At 45.9% G+C, this 18498-nt stretch carries 22 protein-coding genes; 21 read left to right on the top strand and 1 reads right to left on the bottom strand.

Features of this window, described 5'->3' with window-relative positions; translation table 11 throughout:
• Positions 1–68 precede the first annotated feature (68 nt).
• Genes PJK55_RS14435 through rsmI form a run of 9 tightly spaced genes read left to right on the top strand, consistent with a single transcriptional unit; the run spans position 69 to position 6571 of the window.
• Positions 69–1487 (top strand): aminotransferase class I/II-fold pyridoxal phosphate-dependent enzyme, encoded by a 1419-nt coding sequence (locus PJK55_RS14435; protein WP_271306219.1) that lies wholly within the window; start codon positions 69–71, stop codon positions 1485–1487.
• Positions 1488–1490: 3 nt separating this feature from the next.
• Positions 1491–2129: a dTMP kinase gene (gene tmk, locus PJK55_RS14430; protein WP_083600200.1), complete on the top strand. Its 639-nt coding sequence runs from the start codon at positions 1491–1493 to the stop codon at positions 2127–2129.
• A complete protein-coding gene (locus PJK55_RS14425; RefSeq protein ID WP_271306220.1) occupies positions 2129–2458 on the top strand; it encodes a cyclic-di-AMP receptor in 330 nt (109 codons plus the stop codon). The genes tmk and PJK55_RS14425 overlap by 1 nt, the downstream gene beginning before the upstream one ends.
• A 14-nt stretch (positions 2459–2472) precedes the next feature.
• A complete protein-coding gene (locus PJK55_RS14420) occupies positions 2473–3465 on the top strand; it encodes a DNA polymerase III subunit delta' (RefSeq protein WP_224863712.1) in 993 nt (330 codons plus the stop codon).
• Positions 3466–3471: 6 nt separating this feature from the next.
• Positions 3472–4302 carry a PSP1 domain-containing protein gene (locus tag PJK55_RS14415; RefSeq protein WP_074036570.1) on the top strand — a complete coding sequence of 277 codons (831 nt, stop codon included), beginning with the start codon at positions 3472–3474 and terminating at the stop codon, positions 4300–4302.
• Positions 4303–4325: 23 nt separating this feature from the next.
• Positions 4326–4661 (top strand): DNA replication initiation control protein YabA, encoded by a 336-nt coding sequence (gene yabA, locus PJK55_RS14410; protein WP_012727746.1) that lies wholly within the window; start codon positions 4326–4328, stop codon positions 4659–4661.
• Between the two features lie 60 nt (positions 4662–4721).
• A complete protein-coding gene (locus tag PJK55_RS14405) occupies positions 4722–5459 on the top strand; it encodes a tRNA1(Val) (adenine(37)-N6)-methyltransferase (RefSeq protein ID WP_214697164.1) in 738 nt (245 codons plus the stop codon).
• Positions 5452–5730, top strand: coding sequence for a GIY-YIG nuclease family protein (locus PJK55_RS14400; protein WP_214749818.1), 279 nt, complete (start codon positions 5452–5454; stop codon positions 5728–5730). Before PJK55_RS14405 ends, PJK55_RS14400 begins: the two co-directional genes overlap by 8 nt.
• A complete protein-coding gene (rsmI, locus tag PJK55_RS14395) occupies positions 5702–6571 on the top strand; it encodes a 16S rRNA (cytidine(1402)-2'-O)-methyltransferase (RefSeq protein ID WP_271306218.1) in 870 nt (289 codons plus the stop codon). Before PJK55_RS14400 ends, rsmI begins: the two co-directional genes overlap by 29 nt.
• Before the next feature lie 16 nt (positions 6572–6587).
• Here rsmI and PJK55_RS14390 read toward each other — a convergent pair whose 3' ends face one another.
• A complete protein-coding gene (locus PJK55_RS14390; protein ID WP_012727742.1) occupies positions 6588–6881 on the bottom strand; it encodes an AbrB/MazE/SpoVT family DNA-binding domain-containing protein in 294 nt (97 codons plus the stop codon).
• 330 nt (positions 6882–7211) lie between these two features.
• On the opposite strand from PJK55_RS14390, the gene metG reads away from it, so the two are divergent.
• From metG to pth, 12 genes are all read left to right on the top strand, one after another.
• Entirely contained in the window at positions 7212–9170 is a 1959-nt protein-coding gene (gene metG, locus PJK55_RS14385; RefSeq protein WP_074036582.1) for a methionine--tRNA ligase, read from the top strand.
• A 51-nt stretch (positions 9171–9221) separates the two neighbouring features.
• Positions 9222–9989: a TatD family hydrolase gene (locus tag PJK55_RS14380; protein WP_271306217.1), complete on the top strand. Its 768-nt coding sequence runs from the start codon at positions 9222–9224 to the stop codon at positions 9987–9989.
• Positions 9986–11272: a 3D domain-containing protein gene (locus PJK55_RS14375; RefSeq protein ID WP_271306216.1), complete on the top strand. Its 1287-nt coding sequence runs from the start codon at positions 9986–9988 to the stop codon at positions 11270–11272. Before PJK55_RS14380 ends, PJK55_RS14375 begins: the two co-directional genes overlap by 4 nt.
• Positions 11265–11825, top strand: a complete 561-nt coding sequence (gene rnmV / locus PJK55_RS14370) for a ribonuclease M5 (RefSeq protein WP_224863722.1) — start codon at positions 11265–11267, stop codon at positions 11823–11825. Before PJK55_RS14375 ends, rnmV begins: the two co-directional genes overlap by 8 nt.
• Positions 11822–12700: a 16S rRNA (adenine(1518)-N(6)/adenine(1519)-N(6))-dimethyltransferase RsmA gene (gene rsmA / locus PJK55_RS14365; RefSeq protein WP_214749825.1), complete on the top strand. Its 879-nt coding sequence runs from the start codon at positions 11822–11824 to the stop codon at positions 12698–12700. The genes rnmV and rsmA overlap by 4 nt, the downstream gene beginning before the upstream one ends.
• A gap of 82 nt (positions 12701–12782) precedes the next feature.
• Positions 12783–13019 (top strand): Veg family protein, encoded by a 237-nt coding sequence (locus tag PJK55_RS14360; protein ID WP_012727736.1) that lies wholly within the window; start codon positions 12783–12785, stop codon positions 13017–13019.
• Between the two features lie 100 nt (positions 13020–13119).
• Positions 13120–13983 carry a 4-(cytidine 5'-diphospho)-2-C-methyl-D-erythritol kinase gene (gene ispE, locus PJK55_RS14355; protein ID WP_214761693.1) on the top strand — a complete coding sequence of 288 codons (864 nt, stop codon included), beginning with the start codon at positions 13120–13122 and terminating at the stop codon, positions 13981–13983.
• Positions 13984–14056: 73 nt separating this feature from the next.
• Complete coding sequence (purR, locus tag PJK55_RS14350; RefSeq protein WP_271306215.1) at positions 14057–14881, top strand: pur operon repressor; 825 nt, start codon at positions 14057–14059, stop codon at positions 14879–14881.
• 139 nt (positions 14882–15020) lie between these two features.
• Positions 15021–15320, top strand: coding sequence for a septation regulator SpoVG (gene spoVG, locus PJK55_RS14345; protein WP_271306214.1), 300 nt, complete (start codon positions 15021–15023; stop codon positions 15318–15320).
• A gap of 184 nt (positions 15321–15504) precedes the next feature.
• Entirely contained in the window at positions 15505–16860 is a 1356-nt protein-coding gene (glmU, locus tag PJK55_RS14340; RefSeq protein WP_214761674.1) for a bifunctional UDP-N-acetylglucosamine diphosphorylase/glucosamine-1-phosphate N-acetyltransferase GlmU, read from the top strand.
• A gap of 45 nt (positions 16861–16905) precedes the next feature.
• Positions 16906–17862, top strand: a complete 957-nt coding sequence (locus PJK55_RS14335) for a ribose-phosphate diphosphokinase (protein ID WP_214697188.1) — start codon at positions 16906–16908, stop codon at positions 17860–17862.
• 55 nt (positions 17863–17917) lie between these two features.
• Positions 17918–18475 carry an aminoacyl-tRNA hydrolase gene (gene pth / locus PJK55_RS14330; RefSeq protein WP_271306213.1) on the top strand — a complete coding sequence of 186 codons (558 nt, stop codon included), beginning with the start codon at positions 17918–17920 and terminating at the stop codon, positions 18473–18475.
• Positions 18476–18498 lie beyond the last annotated feature (23 nt).

Genomic DNA, 18498 nt, shown 5'->3' with positions numbered 1-18498 from the left:
GCAGTAGACGATCAAGCATATGCTTGATCGTCTTTTTTTCATAGTCAATAGTTAAGGAGGAATAACAGATGGCTCCTTCTCGGAAAAATCCTTTTACATTTCTAGAGACTCTAGAACAGCATGTGAGTGAACATCGCGTATCTTTTCACGTCCCGGGGCATCATAATGGTACCGTGACTAATCATACGTTACCGAGTGCATTTGCCAAGGTGATGCCATATGACCTGACGGAACTGGCACATTTAGATGATTTGCATGACGCTTCTGGGATTATCGATCAAGCTGAAAAAGCATTGGGTAAACTGTATGAAAGTAAAAGTAAGTGGCTCGTCAATGGTTCAACTGTTGGAAATTGGAGCATGCTTGCGGCAACTGTAAAACGTGGTGAGCGAGTATACGTTCAACGAAACTCACATAAGTCGGTTTGGAACGCAATTGAATGGCTAGGGTTAGAACCAATCCTATTAACACCTACAATTGAACGTGGGACAGGAATTCCAACCGTGGTGACATTAGAAACGATTGAACAGGCTGTTCAAGAATTCCCGGGAGGACGAGCCGTCATGTTAACGTCTCCTACGTACTATGGAGACATGGCCGATATTCGTGCGATTTCAAATTATTTGTCTTCACTTGAGATTCCATTACTCGTCGATGAAGCACATGGTGCCCATTTAATTCATCCTAAATTGCTTCAGCGGTCTGCGATTTTTGAGGGAGCGAGTGCAGTTGTACAGTCTGCACATAAAACGCTACCTGCATTGACGATGGGAGCTTGGATTCATTATAAAGAAGACATCGATGAAATTCGGTTAAAGCATGCATTATCTTCATTTCAGACATCAAGTCCTTCTTATCTTATTATGGCTTCATTAGACTATGCACGGTCCTATTTAGAAAGTCTAACGGACGAAGCATGGTCTTCTATTCAAAAGAGTCATGCTCATTTTGTGCTTGAGCTGAAGCGTGCAGGTTTTACTGTCAAAGTGGGGGACGATTTTACGAAAGTAACTGTCATGACGTATCCGAAAAATGGATTAGTCTTTAGTGAACATCTTGCATCAATCGGAATCGATATTGAATTAGCTGCAGTGGATCATGTGTTATTCTGTTTGCCATTAAGGGAAATAACAAAGCAGGAAATTGAGCATTGGATTAAATTAATTAAAAAAGCCGCTACACATGTGCCAATCATTGATGAGGATGAAACGATTTTTCCTTTCCCTCAAACACAACGTGTATCTGAACTTTATACGTTAATAGGGGATGAGCAAGTACGACGTGTATCCTTCAATCAGGCAATCGGATGTGTTTCAGCAGAAACGGTGATTCCATATCCGCCAGGCATTCCGTGGATTCTAAAAGGAGAGCGGATTACCGAGGAAAAAATACGTGTGCTCCTAGAGTGGATTTCCTTAGGGAGGAAGCTTCAAGCAAGTAAGCATGTTATGATAGAGCAAATTGACGTTATTGTAGAGGAGTTTTAAAAAGTGAGCGGAATGTTTATAACGGTTGAAGGACCAGATGGATCAGGTAAGTCTACACAACTTCAACTATTAGTCGAGAGTCTAAAACAAAAAGGATATGACATCGTTGTAACCCGTGAACCTGGAGGAACAACTGTGGGCAATCAAATCCGCGAAGTCTTATTATCCCCGGATCATCATGAGATGACACCACGAGTGGAAATGATGCTTTATGCTGCTTCACGAGCACAAAATGTGGAACAAGTGATTCGTCCGGCATTGGAGCGAGGGGCAATCGTTCTGTGTGATCGATTCATCGATGCATCTATTGCTTATCAAGGATACGGTTTACAATATGACCTTGATCAAATCCAATCGCTGAATGAATGGGCAACGAACGGTTTGACACCGGATTTGACTTTCTTGTTTGATTTAAGCCCTGAAAGAGCGAATGCACGAATGAAAGATCGAGGGCAACTCGATCGGATTGAAAGTCGTGATCAAGCGTTCCATGAGCGTGTTTACGAAGGATTTCAAACGTTACTTAAACAGTACCCAGAACGAATCATCCGAGTTGATGCCGATCAATCGATTGAATGTATTCAAGATGAGGTACTCGATTATACAATAGAACGATTACAACAAGGAGGCGTACAACAATGATGAAAATGGTAATTGCAATTGTACATGATAAGGATAGCGCACGTTTGTCTGACGCATTGGTCGAACAAGATTTTCGTGCAACGAAATTAGCTACAACAGGCGGATTTTTAAAAGAGGGGAATACAACGTTCATGATGGGTATTCCACAGGAACGCCTCGATGATTTAATGGATGTGATTCAATCGAACTGTTCGAGTCGCGATCAAATGATTACGCCAATCTCTCCAATGGGAGGACATGCTGATTCGTATATTCCTTATCCGGTCGAAGTACAAGTTGGAGGTGCGACTGTATTCGTCTTGCCGATTGAAGGATTCTATCAGTTTTAATGGGAGTTGGGCATATGCGTTTTCAGGAATTAAATGAGTCGCAAACAGTTGTTGCTCGAATCATTCAAAATTCAATCATTTCGAATAAAGTTGGGCATGCGTACATCTTTTCGGGCGATTATGAACCATACTTAATTGAAACAGCCACATTGTTTGCGAAAGCCTTGTTTTGTGAATCCCCACAAGGAGCAGAACCGTGTGGAGTGTGTCGAAATTGTCGACGCATGGATTCAAAAAACATTGTTGACTATATCGAAGTGGAGCCGGACGGAGCTAGCATTAAAAAAGAACAGATTCAACAATTACTCAGCGACCTATCATTACGAGGTGCTGAAGGAGATCGCCAAGTGTATGTCATCCATCAAGCTCATAAGATGACGACTCAAGCGGCAAATAGTTTATTGAAGTTCTTTGAAGAACCAGGTGTGGGAAAACTTGCTATTTTGGTGACGACACAACCACAGTTACTTCTTCCAACGATTCGTTCGCGAGCTCAACAACTTGCTTTTCGCCCGATTGACCGCGCGAAGTTAGCACAAACGATGTCAGAAGAATTGTCGTGTACGTACGATTTGGCTTACCTTGCTTTAACCGTTTATCCAAAATGGGATGATGCGAAAGAAGCAGTTGAGCAGGAGTGGTTTGTACAGGCGTATGGGCTAGTGGTACAATTAATTGAAGTATTGACGAAACGACCTCAAGAGTTGCTCTTGTTCGCCCAGGAAAAATGGTTAGGACATTTTAAAGGACGAAATGAGTTACGAGTTGGCCTCGAATTATTCGAACATTGGTTAGAGGAGGCACTTCATCTCAAAGTGCGAGATACGTATACTCCAAAGCTATTTAAGAACGAGGCGGCTTTATATAACGCATTTATTCAGAATCGATCTGTCTCTAAACTCACACATGCAATTGAAAGTGTGCATGCGGCAATTCGACGTCTCGAGGCAAACGTCAATCCTCAATTAACTTTCGAACGACTTTCGTTCGATTTGCAGAAAGGATAGAAGCGCGTGCTTGAAGTAGTTGGAGTCCGCTTTAAAGAAGCGGGAAAAATCTATTACTTTTCACCAGGCGATGCAACGCTTAAACGTGGGGAACATGTCATCGTTGAAACGGTACGTGGCATTGAGTATGGCGAAGTCGTCCAAGTCGATAAAAAGCTCGGCGAAGATGAAGTCGTCATGCCGTTGAAGACAATCCTTCGCGTCGCGGACCAAAAGGATGCGGATATCGTACGCGATAATCGACTGGCAGCCGTTGATGCTCACGCCGTCTGTGAAGAAAAAATTCGAGAACATCAATTAGACATGAAGTTAGTCGATGTTGAGTATACATTTGATCGCAATAAAGTGATCTTTTATTTTACTGCCGAGGGTCGCGTCGACTTTCGAGAATTGGTAAAGGACTTGGCTAGCGTGTTTCGGACACGGATCGAACTCCGACAAATCGGTGTTCGTGACGAAGCGAAGCTACTAAGTGGGATTGGACCATGTGGTCGAGTTCTTTGTTGTTCGTCATTTCTTGGGGAGTTTGAACCAGTTTCCATCAAAATGGCCAAAGACCAGAATCTTTCGTTAAATCCGAATAAAATTTCTGGAGTGTGTGGTCGTTTGATGTGCTGTTTAAAATATGAGAATGACACATACGAAGAATTAAAACGCGATTTACCAGACGTCGGCAAGCGAATCAAAATTCCAGAAGGTGATGGTCGTGTAATCGGTCTCAACATTTTGGACCAACTTATTCAAGTTGAACTTCACGATCGGACGCGTGTCGTCACATATACGATTGATGAACTTGTTGAAGTGGGTGCGATTAAACGAAAACCGTCAAAACAGTGATGGGGTGCTGAGCAGTGGAAAGAATGGACAAAAAAGAAGTGATGATGCGTGTAGATGCGATCGAGCAACAGATGCAACTCTTAACGGAGCACTTAGGCGTATTAAAAGAACAGCTCGCCTATTTGCTTGAAGAGAATCAGCATATGTATCTAGAGAATCATCACTTGCGCGAAAAAGTCGAACAATTGGCAGAAGTTGATACGACAAATGGTGATTCACAAATCGCATTGTCTGGAAAAGGGCAGAACAATTTGGCTGCGCTGTATCAAGAAGGATTCCATATTTGTAACCTCCATTACGGACAGGTACGAAAAGATGGGGATTGTCTCTTCTGTTTGTCGATGCTCAATAAACATTAATACGGGGCGATAGATAGGGATTCCCTATCCGTCGCCTTTCTTTTATAGAAGGAGGAAACAATGGTAACGGTAAAGGATGGAGAGCGCCTTGATGATCTGCTTGGACGCCCTGGCAAGATTATTCAAAGTGACGATGTGTTCTCGTTTTCATTAGATGCGGTACTACTGGCGGAGTTTGTATGGGTACCGATTCAAAAAGGGCAATTGGTCGATTTGTGCGCCGGTACGGGAGCAATCCCACTTTTCTTGTCGTATCGTACAAAAGGAACGATTACAGGTGTAGAGATTCAATCGAAACTCGTCGATATGGCGAATCGAAGCATGGCGGTCAATCGTCTCGAAAATCGAATTCAAGTTGTAGAGGGGGACGTCAAAGCGGCAGCGGCACAACTCGGGCACGCTCGTTATGATGTGGTCACGTGTAACCCCCCGTATTTTCTAGCAAATGAAACGTCATTGCGGAATCAAAACGAACATCATACCATTGCACGCCATGAGGTGTTGTGCACGCTAGAAGATTGTATTAAAACGGCTAGCCAACTCGTCAAACCAGGAGGGAAAGTGGCGTTCGTGCATCGGCCAGAACGTTTACTCGATATCCTGACATTGATGCGTACCTACCGAATTGAACCGAAGCGAATGCAGCTCGTATATCCGAAAGCTGGACGCGAAGCGAATACGTTATTAATCGAGGGATCGAAAGATGGAAAAGCAGGTCTTAAAATTTTACCACCATTTGTTGTATATGAAGAAGACGATACGTATACGGAAGCGATGCGAGCCATTCTCGATGCCTAAACATTATGCGTATATCGTGGAATGTCAGGACGGGACGTATTATACAGGCTATACAACGAATGTGGAAAAGAGAATCATTGCACATAATGCCGGGAAAGGGGCGAAGTATACGAAAGCTCGCCTTCCCGTACGACTTCGGTATGTGCAATCGTTCGATACGAAACGGGAGGCCATGCAATACGAATGGTCCATTAAACAATTGACCCGCGCGCAAAAAGAGAAGTTGATGGAGGGGACGACTAATGAATTCACAGAAGAGTTATCAAACTGAACAACCAACGTTGTATGTCGTACCAACGCCAATCGGCAATTTAGAAGATATGACATATCGAGCGGTGCGAACGCTTCAAGAAGTGGATTTAATCGCAGCGGAAGACACTCGCCAAACGATGAAGCTTTGTCGCCACTTTGAAATTCCAACAAAACTGATTAGCTATCATGAACACAACAAAGAAGTAAGTGGACCGAGACTGATGGAAGATCTCTTGGCTGGAAAGTCGGTTGCGGTTGTTTCGGATGCTGGAATGCCTGGTATTTCAGATCCGGGGAGTGATCTCGTACGGTTAGCCATCGAGGCAAACATTCCGGTGGTCGTCTTACCAGGTGCCAATGCAGCACTTACGGCATTGGTTGCTTCAGGTCTTCCGACAGAACGTTTCCTCTATTACGGTTTTTTGCCACGTAAAAAGAAAGATCGCATCGATGTCCTCGAATCGATTCAATATGAGCCGGGCACGATTGTTTTTTATGAAGCCCCTCATCGACTAAAGGAAATGTTAACGGCGATTCGACAAGTGTTTGGTAACCGTCAGCTCGTATTAGGTAGAGAGTTAACCAAAACGTTCGAAGAGTTTTTGAGAGGGTCAGTCGATGAAGCGTTACAGTGGTGCGAAGGTGAAGTACGCGGGGAGTTTGTCGTTCTTGTGAGCGGTGCAACAGAAGCGGCACCTACGACAATGTGGTGGGAAGCGCTCTCTGTCTATGAACATGTTGTTCATTATATAGAAGAGGGACTGAAGCCGAATGCGGCCATTAAGCAGACCGCAAAAGACCGTGGTGAATCACGAAACGATGTATATGATGCGTATCATCAACTGCACAAAAAAGAGTAAGCAAGGAAATCCTTGCTTACTCTTCGCTGTAGTAGTTTTCGAGCATGTTCTTCAATTCAACGAGAACACGTTGTGCGCCTTCTGGTGACAAGATGAGTTTGCCATCTGCCAATTTGAAGTTATCGTCTGATACTTCACCTGTAACTTGGCAAGTCATGTTTGGCTTATATTTTTTCAAAACGATTTGATCGTTGTCGACGTAAATCTCGAGAGCATCTTTTTCTGCGATCCCAAGTGTACGGCGCAATTCGATTGGAATAACGACACGACCAAGCTCATCAACCTTACGTACAATACCTGTAGATTTCATTTGTGTTTCCTCCTCCAATGGTGTCGAAATCTCGTGGTGACATGAATCGTCAAAATTCGACAATGTGACTACAGCAAAAAGCATACTAAACTTTCCAATTGCAGTCAACTGCTTACTATCTGGAAAAGCAATTTTTCGAAATTTGTCGAATCAAGAGCGATATATACCTAAATTTCCCCGATAGTTTGAACTTGAAACAAAGAAAGGGTATTTTTGGAACATTTATGACGAATTAAACGCAAAATAATTCCAAACAATTAGGTTTGGAAATTCTTTTGTCGAACCGTGTATAATGAGAATTGCATATGTCGAAAGGATGGAGAATAAATCATGGCGAAGCCGACTTTTTATATTACAACCCCAATTTATTATCCGAGTGCAAAATTGCATATCGGACACGCATATACCACGGTAGCAGGTGATGCGGTTGCTCGCTACAAACGTTTAAAAGGATTTGACGTCCGCTATTTGACGGGAACGGATGAGCATGGTCAAAAGATTCAAGAAAAGGCGAAAGAAGCAGGCGTGACGCCACAAGCCTTCGTTGATGAAGTTGTAGAAGAAATCAAAGTCTTATGGGACCGTCTTGAGATCTCATACGATGATTACATCCGTACGACAGAAGACCGTCATAAGAAGGTTGTCGAACACGTCTTTGAAACGTTACTTAAAAATGGAGACATTTATCTTGGTGAATATGAAGGATGGTATTCTGTACCAGATGAGACGTATTATACAGAGTCTCAGCTTGTCGATGGAAAAAGTCCTGACAGCGGACATCCGGTCGAGCTCGTGCGCGAAGAGTGCTATTTCTTCCGTCTCAGCAAATATGCGGATCGCTTGATTGAATATTTCGAGTCACATCCTGATTTCATCTTGCCAGAATCTCGTAAGACAGAGATGATCAATAACTTCTTGAAGCCAGGTCTTCAAGATTTAGCGGTATCACGTACGACATTTGACTGGGGCGTACAAGTCCCATCGAACCCAAAACACGTCGTTTACGTATGGGTCGACGCGCTCACGAACTATATCTCGTCACTCGGGTACGGGACAGACAACGACGAGCTCTTCAATCGCTATTGGCCGGCAGATGTCCATTTAGTCGGAAAGGAAATCGTTCGTTTCCATACGATTATTTGGCCAGCTCTCTTAATGGCGCTTGACCTTCCATTACCAAAACAAGTGTTTGCGCATGGTTGGTTGCTCATGAAAGACGGGAAGATGTCGAAATCAAAAGGAAACGTGGTAGATCCGATTCCGTTGATTGACCGCTACGGACTTGATTCTGTTCGTTACTATCTTCTTCGTGAAGTACCATTCGGAGCAGACGGTACGTTCACACCGGAAGCGTTCGTCGATCGCTTGAACTTTGATTTAGCGAACGATCTCGGGAACTTATTGAATCGTACGATTGCGATGATCAAAAAGTATTTCGACGGGAATATTCCGGCGTACAACGGAAATGTCACAGCGTTTGATGACGCGTTATTGAGCATGGTGAAAGAAACGACTCGTAAAACAGAAGAAGCCATGGAACACATGGAGTTTTCGGTCGCTCTCACAAACATCTGGCAGCTCGTCAGCCGTGCGAATAAATATATTGATGAGACACAGCCATGGGTACTCGTGAAAGATGAATCGAAGCGCGAAGAACTCGCTTCTGTCATGACACACCTCGCGGGCGTACTTCGTCACGTTGCCATCATGATTCAACCGTTCATGACACGTGCACCGAAAGAAATGTTCCGTCAACTCGGACTCGAAGGGGAAGACATGTCTTGGGAAGCGTTAGAGACGTTTGCCGACTTCAATAACGCTGTCGTGACAGACGGGACACCAATCTTCCCACGTCGTGACGTGAAGGAAGAAGTGGATGCGATCCAAGAAATGATGCGTCAAGCATCGAAAGCGCGGATTGAGGAAACGGAGACAGCGACAGAAGAAGTCGATGAAGACGTTCGTCCTGAAATCACAATTGATGTCTTTGATCAGGTCGAATTCCGTGTCGGTCAAATCGTGGAAGCTGATAAGATCAAAAAAGCGAAAAAACTGTTGAAACTTCAAGTCGATCTCGGGAAAGAGACGCGTCAAATCGTGTCAGGTATTGCTGAATGGTATGCCCCTGAAGATTTAGTTGGCAAGAAAGTGATCGTTGTCGCAAACTTGAAACCAGTCAAGCTCCGTGGAGAATTATCACAAGGGATGATTTTAGCTGCGGACCGTGACGGCAAGTTAGAACTTGCGACAGTCTCTGATCAAATGCCGAACGGTGCCATCGTCAAATAATGAAATGGGGGAGACCACGGTCTCCCTCTCTTTTTCTAAGGAGGAACCAAGATGTTGATTGATACACACACGCACATTAATGCGGAGCAGTTCAATGAAGATGTGGAGGAGACGATTGAGCGGGCAAGAGAAGCCGGCGTTTCTCCGCTACTCGTCGTCGGATTTGATACGCCGACCATCGACCGAGCCATCGAGCTAGCCGAAACATATGAAGACATCTATGCCATCGTCGGATGGCACCCGGTCGATGCGATTGACTGTACGGATGCGGATTTAGAACGGATCGAAACACTCATGAGTCACCCAAAAGTGATGGCACTCGGTGAAATCGGTCTCGACTATCATTGGGATAAGTCACCGAAAGATGTACAACAGCGCCTATTCCGTCAACAGATTGCCATCGCGAAACGGACAAATATGCCAATCGTCATCCATAACCGCGAAGCAACGGCAGACGTGCTCGATATTTTGGAAGAAGAACATGCAGAAGAAGTCGGTGGGGTCTTCCATAGTTACAGCATGTCAGTAGAACTTCTCCCTCGTTGCCTAGACTTGAACTTCTATATTTCTTTAGGAGGACCGGTCACGTTTAAAAATGCGAAAGTTCCAAAACAAGTCGCACAAGAAGTACCGTTAGATCGTCTTCTTGTCGAAACGGACTGCCCATACTTGACGCCGACTCCGTTCCGCGGAAAACGAAACGAACCGGCCTATGTGAAGTACGTTGCGGAAGAAATCGCGTCACTTCGAGACATCTCGTATGAGGAGTTGGCAGAAGCGACGACGGTCAACGCGAAGAAACTGTTCCGCCTCCCATGATCAAGCGTGTATTCGCCAGTATAGGCGTGATTGTGACTGCGTCTGTCGCATACGTCATGTTGCAACCTGAACCGATCAAGGTCATCGATGATGGCGTGGTAATTGAGCATGAGACACGGGCTGATTCCGTCCTCGAGGTACTCGAGGAATTGAATATCACATTAGACGAAACGGATTACGTTACTCCGGCATTGAGTGAGGACGTTCCGGAAGATCGACTCATTCGAATCGAACGTTCACATGAGGTTTCGCTTCAAATCGGATACGGACAAACAGAAGTCATTCAAACGAGAGAGCGGACCGTAGAGGACGTCTTATTGCGGTACGGGGTGACTGTACGGGACGGAGATACGGTTTATCCGTCTGTGCGTACTGCCGTCACGAATGGGATGACAATTCGCTACCAGCCGGTTGTTGCCGTCAATTTAATCGTCGGGCAAGATGCGTCGACCATCTATACGATGGCAACGGATGTAGCGCAATTATTAAGAGAAGCGAATGTTGACGTGACAGAACGTGATACGGTGCTACCAGACGCATCGACACCGATACGGGATGGCCTGACGATCACGGTCAATACGAATCGTGACGTCGTTCAATACGAGAGTCAATTGATTCCGTACGATATGGTTGAGGAAGAGGATGACACGCTAGAAGAAGGTGTGAAGCAAACCGTGCAGGTCGGAGTTCCTGGACTCGAACGGACAAGGTATGCACTTACTGTGGAAAATGGTACAATTACAAATCGTACGAAAACGGATGTCGAGACGTTACGTAAAGCAATGCCACAGATCATCAAAGTCGGGACGAAAAAGGTCACAGAGCCCGTTACAGAGCCTACGACAGCGGACGAGTCGAGCCCATTCATCCCGGAAGCTGAAGTCGAGATAGCAGAGCCACCGAAAACGGACGATGTGTTAGATTTCTCATCCGCGAAGCAGTTACTCGTAGAAGCAACAGCTTACACGAACAATCCAGAAGATACGGTGACGTATGACGGACGAGTACTGACAAGAAGCGGTTATGATGTGACGGATACGATTCTCTTCGAGGGTATGCGTATCATTGCCGTCGACCCGGCAATCATTCCTCTCGGTACCCGCGTGTATGTGGAAGGGATTGGCATGGCGATTGCGCTAGATACGGGAAGTGCAATCAAAGGTCAAAAAATCGACATCATGATGGATGAGTTGGAGGAGGCTGTGACGTTTGGTCGCAAGCCGCTTACCATTTGGGTCATTCCAAAGCAGGAAGAAGAGAAAGAAGGAACAGACAATGCGTGAGAAAATACAAGAAATTATCGTCGTAGAAGGACGTGACGACACGGCACGACTTCAGGAAGTGTTTGAGGTCGATACGATTGAGACGAACGGCTCTGCCGTATCTGATCAGACGATTGAACGAATTCGCCGTGCACAAGAGAAGCGTGGGGTCATCATTTTGACCGATCCGGATTATCCGGGAGACCGTATTCGAGCAATCGTCGAAGAGCGGGTCAAAGGGTGTAAGCATGCCCATCTGCCACGTGCTGAGGCAAAAGGGAAACGTGGGAAAATCGGAGTGGAACATGCGAGCCCGGAGTCGCTTCGTCGTGTCTTACGCGCCGTATTTGAACCACGTGTTGAAACGAACCAGCCGATTGTCACGCGGAAAATGGTGTTAGACGCGGATTTGATCGGTGGAGAAGCGGCAGCGAAACGTCGGAAGCGACTCGGTGTATTGCTTCGAATCGGTGAGCCGAATGCGAAACAATTCGTGAAACGAGTCGAGGCGCTCGGCGTCACAGTCGAAGAGTGGGAGCAAGCACTTGCTCAATTAGAGGAGGAACAGGGTTGAAAGATATTGCAACAATCCAACGAACGAAAGCCATTTTAGAGCGACATGGTTTTTCATTTAAAAAATCGCTCGGTCAAAACTTTTTAATCGATTTAAATATTTTAAGTAAGATTGTCGGTGCGGCAGAACTCAGTGAATCGAGTGGTGTCCTCGAAATCGGACCAGGGATCGGTTCGTTGACTGAGCAATCGGCCAAGCGTGCCAAGAAAGTCGTGGCGCTTGAAATCGATCAGCGTCTTTTACCGATTCTGGATGATACGATGTCTCCGTATCCTCACGTGAAAGTCATCCATGGAGATGCTTTAGAATTAAATTTACGTGAGATTGTAGAGCAAGAATTTTTGAAAGAAGGCATTGAAGACATCTCGGTTGTTGCCAACTTACCATACTATGTCACCACACCGATTATCATGCGATTGCTTGAAAGTGGTGTGAAATTCCGCGCGCTCGTGATGATGATTCAAAAAGAAGTGGCAGAGCGGATTGGGGCGAAACCTGGGACGAAGGCATACGGTTCGCTATCGATTGCGATTCAGTATTACGCAGAGGCAGAAGTCAGTTTTGTCGTTCCAAAGAACGTGTTTATCCCGGCACCGAACGTCGATTCGGCAGTCATTACACTCCGTATGCGCAAAGAGCCGGCGGTGCAGGTGAAAGACGAAGCCTTTTTCTTTGATATCGCACGCGCAAGCTTCGCACAACGTCGTAAAACCATTTTGAACAACTTAACAAACTATATTGGAAAAGAACACAAAGTCGAACTTGAACGCGCGCTCCATGAGGCAGGAATCGATCCGAAACGTCGGGGAGAGACGTTAAGCCTAGAAGAATTCGCACGATTGTCTGACACAATTTTACCACTTAAAAATAGTTGACGACCTTAAAACGAGTCGTTATAATATTAAACTTTATTTTCATATTCAATTATGCTATACTTGTAACAGTGAGGTGAAGCGTATGCCAAAGACGTTACAAGAAATCAGACAGAAACTCGAATCGCATGTTGGTGAACGATTGACGTTGAAAGCAAACGGCGGTCGTAAGAAAGTCGTTACTCGGTTTGGAACGCTCGTTGAGACATATCCTGCGGTGTTCGTTGTGAAATTGGATGAAGACCTGCATAATGTGGAACGTGTCTCGTATAGCTACGCTGATGTCCTAACGGATACAGTTAAAATTGAATTCGGCAATTGATTTATAAATGAGGGGCGGATGCATTGGCAGCTGCTTCTTTTTTTGTGCGCCTGTTTACGGTACAATGTCGAACAGGAGACAAATGGGAAGGGTGAACGTGATGCGCACGATCAGTGTGAAAGCGCCGGCAAAAATTAATTTGACGCTCGATGTCCTCGGAAAGCGTCCGGACGGCTATCATGAAGTAGAAATGGTAATGACGACAGTCGATTTAGCAGACCGCTTAGAGTTGACGATTTTAGATTCGGATGAGATTCGGATTCAATCAGAGCACGCTTACGTGCCGAATGATCATCGGAACTTGGCATATCGTGCAGCAGAGTTGTTGCGGGAGCGTTTTAATATTCAACAAGGTGTGGAGATTGTACTCGATAAACAAATTCCAGTGGCAGCTGGGCTTGCTGGTGGCTCGAGTGATGCAGCGGCGACACTTCGTGGAATGAACGAGTTATTCTCGTTAAACTTGTCATTAGAGGAGCTAGCAGAGCTCGGTGCGGAGATTGGGTCTGACGTTTCATTTTGTGTCATCGGTGGCACAGCCATTGCTCGAGGTCGTGGTGAACAGTTAGAAATGATTCCGGCACCGCCGCCATGCTACGTCGTACTCGGAAAGCCTAAGCTAGGAGTATCGACTGCAGATGTGTATCGCGCCGTGCGTATGGATGAAGTTCATCATCCAAACACAGGTGCCATGGTAGAAGCGATTCGTCAAAAAGATTTTCATGGGATTTGCGAAAATCTTGGAAACTCACTCGAGAGTGTGACGCTTAAGCTTCATCCGGAAGTAAAACAAATCAAAGAAACGATGCGGCATTGTGGGGCAGAAGGTGTTCTCATGAGCGGTAGTGGACCGACTGTCTTTGCGCTCATTGAGCATGAGCAAAAGGCGCATCGCATCTATAACGGTCTAAAAGGATTTTGCCCAGAAGTGTTCGTCGTTCGGATTCTCGGCAAAAGACATTGAACAAAAACGAATGAAAGTGATATATTCTCAATAGAACATTCGTTTATTATTGAAGATGTGAAGGAGAATCCGTATGAAAATTCGTAGAAGTGGTCGTCTCGTCGATATGACCCGTTATTTGCTTGACCATCCGCATCAGCTTGTCTCGTTGTCGATGTTTTCAAGTCGCTATAAAGCCGCAAAGTCGTCGATCAGTGAAGACCTTGTCATCGTAAGTGAAATGCTGTCTCATGACGGGATCGGAAAGCTTGTGACCGTTCCTGGTGCAGCGGGCGGCGTCATGTTTATCCCAGGCTGGAGTAAAGAAAAATCGCTTGAGATGATTGATACGCTCTGTGAGCAATTATCAAAACCGGAGCGTCTCTTACCTGGGGGCTATCTCTACCTCACAGATGTACTAGGCAATCCGAGTCAGGTGAAACCGATGGGACAAGTCTTTGCGTCTGTATTCGCCGATCGTAAAGTCGACGTGGTCATGACGATTGCGACGAAAGGGATCCCCCTTGCTTATGCTGTCGCAGAACAATTAGGTGTACCATTCGTCATCGTTCGTTCAGATAGTCGTGTAACAGAAGGGTCAACCGTCAGTATCAACTACGTATCGGGATCGTCGAAAGCGATTCGTACAATGGCGCTCGCACGACGCAGTCTACCACGCGGTGCGAACGTGCTCTTAATTGACGATTTCATGAAAGCAGGGGGAACGATTCGAGGGATGATGAGTCTCTTAAACGAATTCGAGGCGAACCTGGCTGGTGTCGGTGTCTTGATGGAAGCGGAAGGCGCCGAAAAGAAGATGGTTAGCGAATACGTCAGCTTAATGAAATTGACAAACGTTGATTCGGACGAAGGTCTCGTCACCATTTCACGGGGGAATGTAGAACAGTTCCTAAAATGATTGGCAAAATTTTGATTTCGTTTTATGATTAGAGGGTATAGAGTTACCAATATCGAGTCATGACGTTCGTTCGAAATCAACTGAACCTTAGAGAAGACCACACCATGGCGTAGACAACGATGAAAAGGGGATGCGAAACATGCAGATCACAGACGTAAAAATTCGCAAAGTCGCGACGGAAGGCAGAATGAAAGCATTGGCCTCAATCACACTTGACCATGAATTCGTTGTACATGATCTTCGAATCATCGAAGGAAGTAGCGGTCTATTTGTCGCCATGCCGAGCAAACGGACACCAGAAGGTATTTTTCGGGATATTGCGCATCCAATCAATGGGGAGATGCGACAGAAAGTTGAAGCTGCTGTGTTGGAAACCTATTCCAACATGGAAGTGGATGTACTGGATCCACAGCATGTCTCTTATGGCATGAATGAATGATAGTAAACAGCGGTTAGGTTACCTGCCGCTGTTTTTTTGCGTTTCAATGGTTAAGGAATGGTACAACTATTGAAACGAAGGCATGGTTTCGATATAGTAGAAACGGTGTAAATAGGATTTAGTTGTAGAAAAGCCGAACTATACAGACCAATCACAGCTGTTGTGAGATAGGAGCGATTGAAGAATGGAGCGTTTTGCAGTCATTTTGGCAGCAGGAAAAGGAACGCGAATGAAGTCGAAGCTTTATAAAGTACTTCATCCGGTTCTAGGAAAACCAATGGTCGAGCACGTTGTCGACCAGTTAGACCAAATCGGTGTCAGTCGTCAAATCGTAATCGTTGGCCATGGGGCGGAAGCGGTACAAGATACGCTCGGCACACGAGTGGAATATGCGGTCCAAGAAGAACAACTTGGAACAGGGCATGCTGTTCAAATGGCAGAAGCAGAGCTTGCGGGTAAAGCAGGGGCGACACTTGTCGTCTGTGGAGATACACCGTTACTAACGGCAGAAACGTTGGAAGCCCTTCTCGCTCATCACGAAGCGCAACAAGCTAAAGTTACTGTGTTGACTGCGATTGCAGACGATGCGACAGGATACGGTCGTGTCGTTCGTGGTGAAGATGGGAACGTGACGAAAGTCGTTGAGCATAAAGATGCTTCTGAGACAGAACTTGCCATCAATGAAATCAATACGGGAACGTACGTGTTCGATAACGAGTTATTGTTCGACGCACTCAAACAAGTCGGAAACAATAACGCGCAAGGCGAATACTACTTGCCTGACGTCATCTCGATTGCGAAAGAAGCTGGCGAAGTCGTCGCAGCACATACAGCGCCAACGTTTGATGAGACAATCGGGGTCAATGACCGCGTTGCCTTGTCACAGGCGGAAGCAATCATGCGCAAACGCACGAACGAACGTCTCATGCGTGAAGGTGTCACGTTCATGGACCCGGCATCGACGTATATTTCTCCAGATGTGGTGATTGGTTCGGATACAATCATCTATCCGGGTACGGTCATCCTTGGGAAGACGACAATTGGTTCGGAATGTGTCATCGGACCGAACTCAGACATCCGCAACAGTGTGATTGAAGATCATGCAGTCGTGCGTCAGTCTGTCGTGACAGATAGCAAAATCGGTGAAGCGGCTCAGGTCGGACCGTTCGCTCACTTGCGCCAACAAGCTGTACTTGGTGCGAACACACGCGTCGGAAACTTCGTCGAGATTAAAAAATCGTCGTTTGGTGACGGTGCGAAAGCTTCGCACTTGAGCTACATCGGGGATGCATCAATCGGCGAACGTGTCAACTTAGGTTGTGGATCAATCACGGTCAACTATGACGGCAAAAACAAGTTCGAGACAGTGGTAGAAGACGATGCGTTCGTCGGCTGTAACGTCAACTTGATTGCCCCGGTAAAAGTCGGAAAAGGTGCGATTGTCGCAGCCGGTTCGACGATTACAAATGACGTACCGGAAGAGGCGCTCGCGATTGCACGTGAACGCCAAACAAATAAAGAAGGTTACACAAAACGATAACTTGCTGCCAATCACTATGGAAAACGATGGAGGAGAATCCTAAACATGTCTACTGTATACGAACGAGAAATTCGTCTATTTAGCTTAAACTCGAACCGCCCGCTTGCTGAAGAAATCGCGAAAGAAATTGGTGTCCCGCTCAGTGATTGCCAAGTCAAACGTTTCAGCGACGGTGAACTCTATATCAACATCGAGGAAAGTGTTCGTGGAGATGATGTGTATGTCATCCAATCAACAAGCTCACCTGTAAACGAAACGCTCATGGAATTGCTCGTCATGATTGATGCACTCAAACGTGCTTCTGTCCGTACGATCAACATCGTGATGCCGTATTACGGGTATGCACGTCAAGACCGTAAAGCGCGTTCGCGTGAGCCGATCACGGCGAAACTTGTCGCTGACCTTCTGACGGTAGCAGGTGCGACACGCGTCATCACAATGGACTTGCATGCAGCGCAAATCCAAGGATTCTTCAATATTCCGGTTGACCAATTACTCGGTGTGCCGCTCATCTCGACGTACTTTGAAACAGAAGAGTTTCAAGCGAAGGATATCGTGGTTGTCTCTCCAGACCACGGTGGCGTGACACGTGCACGTAAATTGGCAGAACGTTTGAAAGCTCCGATTGCCATCATTGATAAGCGTCGTCCGAAAGCGAACGTCGCTGAAGTGATGAACATCGTCGGAAGCGTTGAAGGGAAAACAGCAATTTTGATTGATGATATCATCGATACAGCAGGAACGATCACGCTTGCAGCGGATGCAATCGTCCAAGCTGGCGCGAAAGAAGTATATGCGTCTTGTACGCACCCAGTCCTTTCTGGTCCAGCGATGGAGCGTATCGACAACTCATCAATCAAAGAATTGGTTGTTTTAAATACAATCGATTTGACGGGTCGTCCATGCTCGAGCAAAATCAGACAGATGTCGGTTGCCCATTTGCTTGGGGAAGCGATCATGCGTGTCCACGAGCACAAATCGGTCAGTACCCTATTCGATTAAAAAACGAGGCCCGGAGGCATTCGCCTTTGGGCTTTTTTGTTCAGGAGGAAATGATATGAAATGCATCGTCGGTCTTGGAAACCCTGGTAAAAAGTTTGAGATGACCCGACATAACATCGGTTTTTTGGCAATTGATCGCCTCGCTGAAAAGCATGGGATCTCGCTGAATGAAGCGAAGTTTAACGCCCTTATGGGAACGGGAAGAATCAATGGTGAACGCGTTGTACTTGTGAAACCCCTTACGTATATGAACTTATCGGGTGAAGCCGTCCGTCCAATTTTAGATTATTATAAGATTGAGATTGACGATTTACTTGTCATCTATGACGATTTGGATATGGTGCCAGGAAAACTGCGCTTCCGTCCGAAAGGGAGTGCGGGTGGTCACAACGGAATCAAATCGCTCATTCAACACTTAGGGACCGCAGAATTCAAGCGATTGAAACTTGGGATTGGACGTCCTCCTCACCCGATCAAAGTCGTCGATTGGGTGTTGATGAACTATCGGAAAGAGGACTTGCCGGAGTTGAACGAAACACTCGAAAACGCCGTAACCGCAGCCACTGATTTCATAGATACAGATTGGCTAGCGCTGATGAATCGATACAACTAAAGGGTCATAGCACCCTTTTTTGT

It is taken from the genome of Exiguobacterium sp. MMG028, assembly GCF_027947425.1.
Lineage (GTDB): Bacteria > Bacillota > Bacilli > Exiguobacteriales > Exiguobacteriaceae > Exiguobacterium > Exiguobacterium aestuarii_A.
Note: the sequence above shows the minus strand (reverse complement) of the source record. Positions and strands in the feature narration are given on the sequence as shown.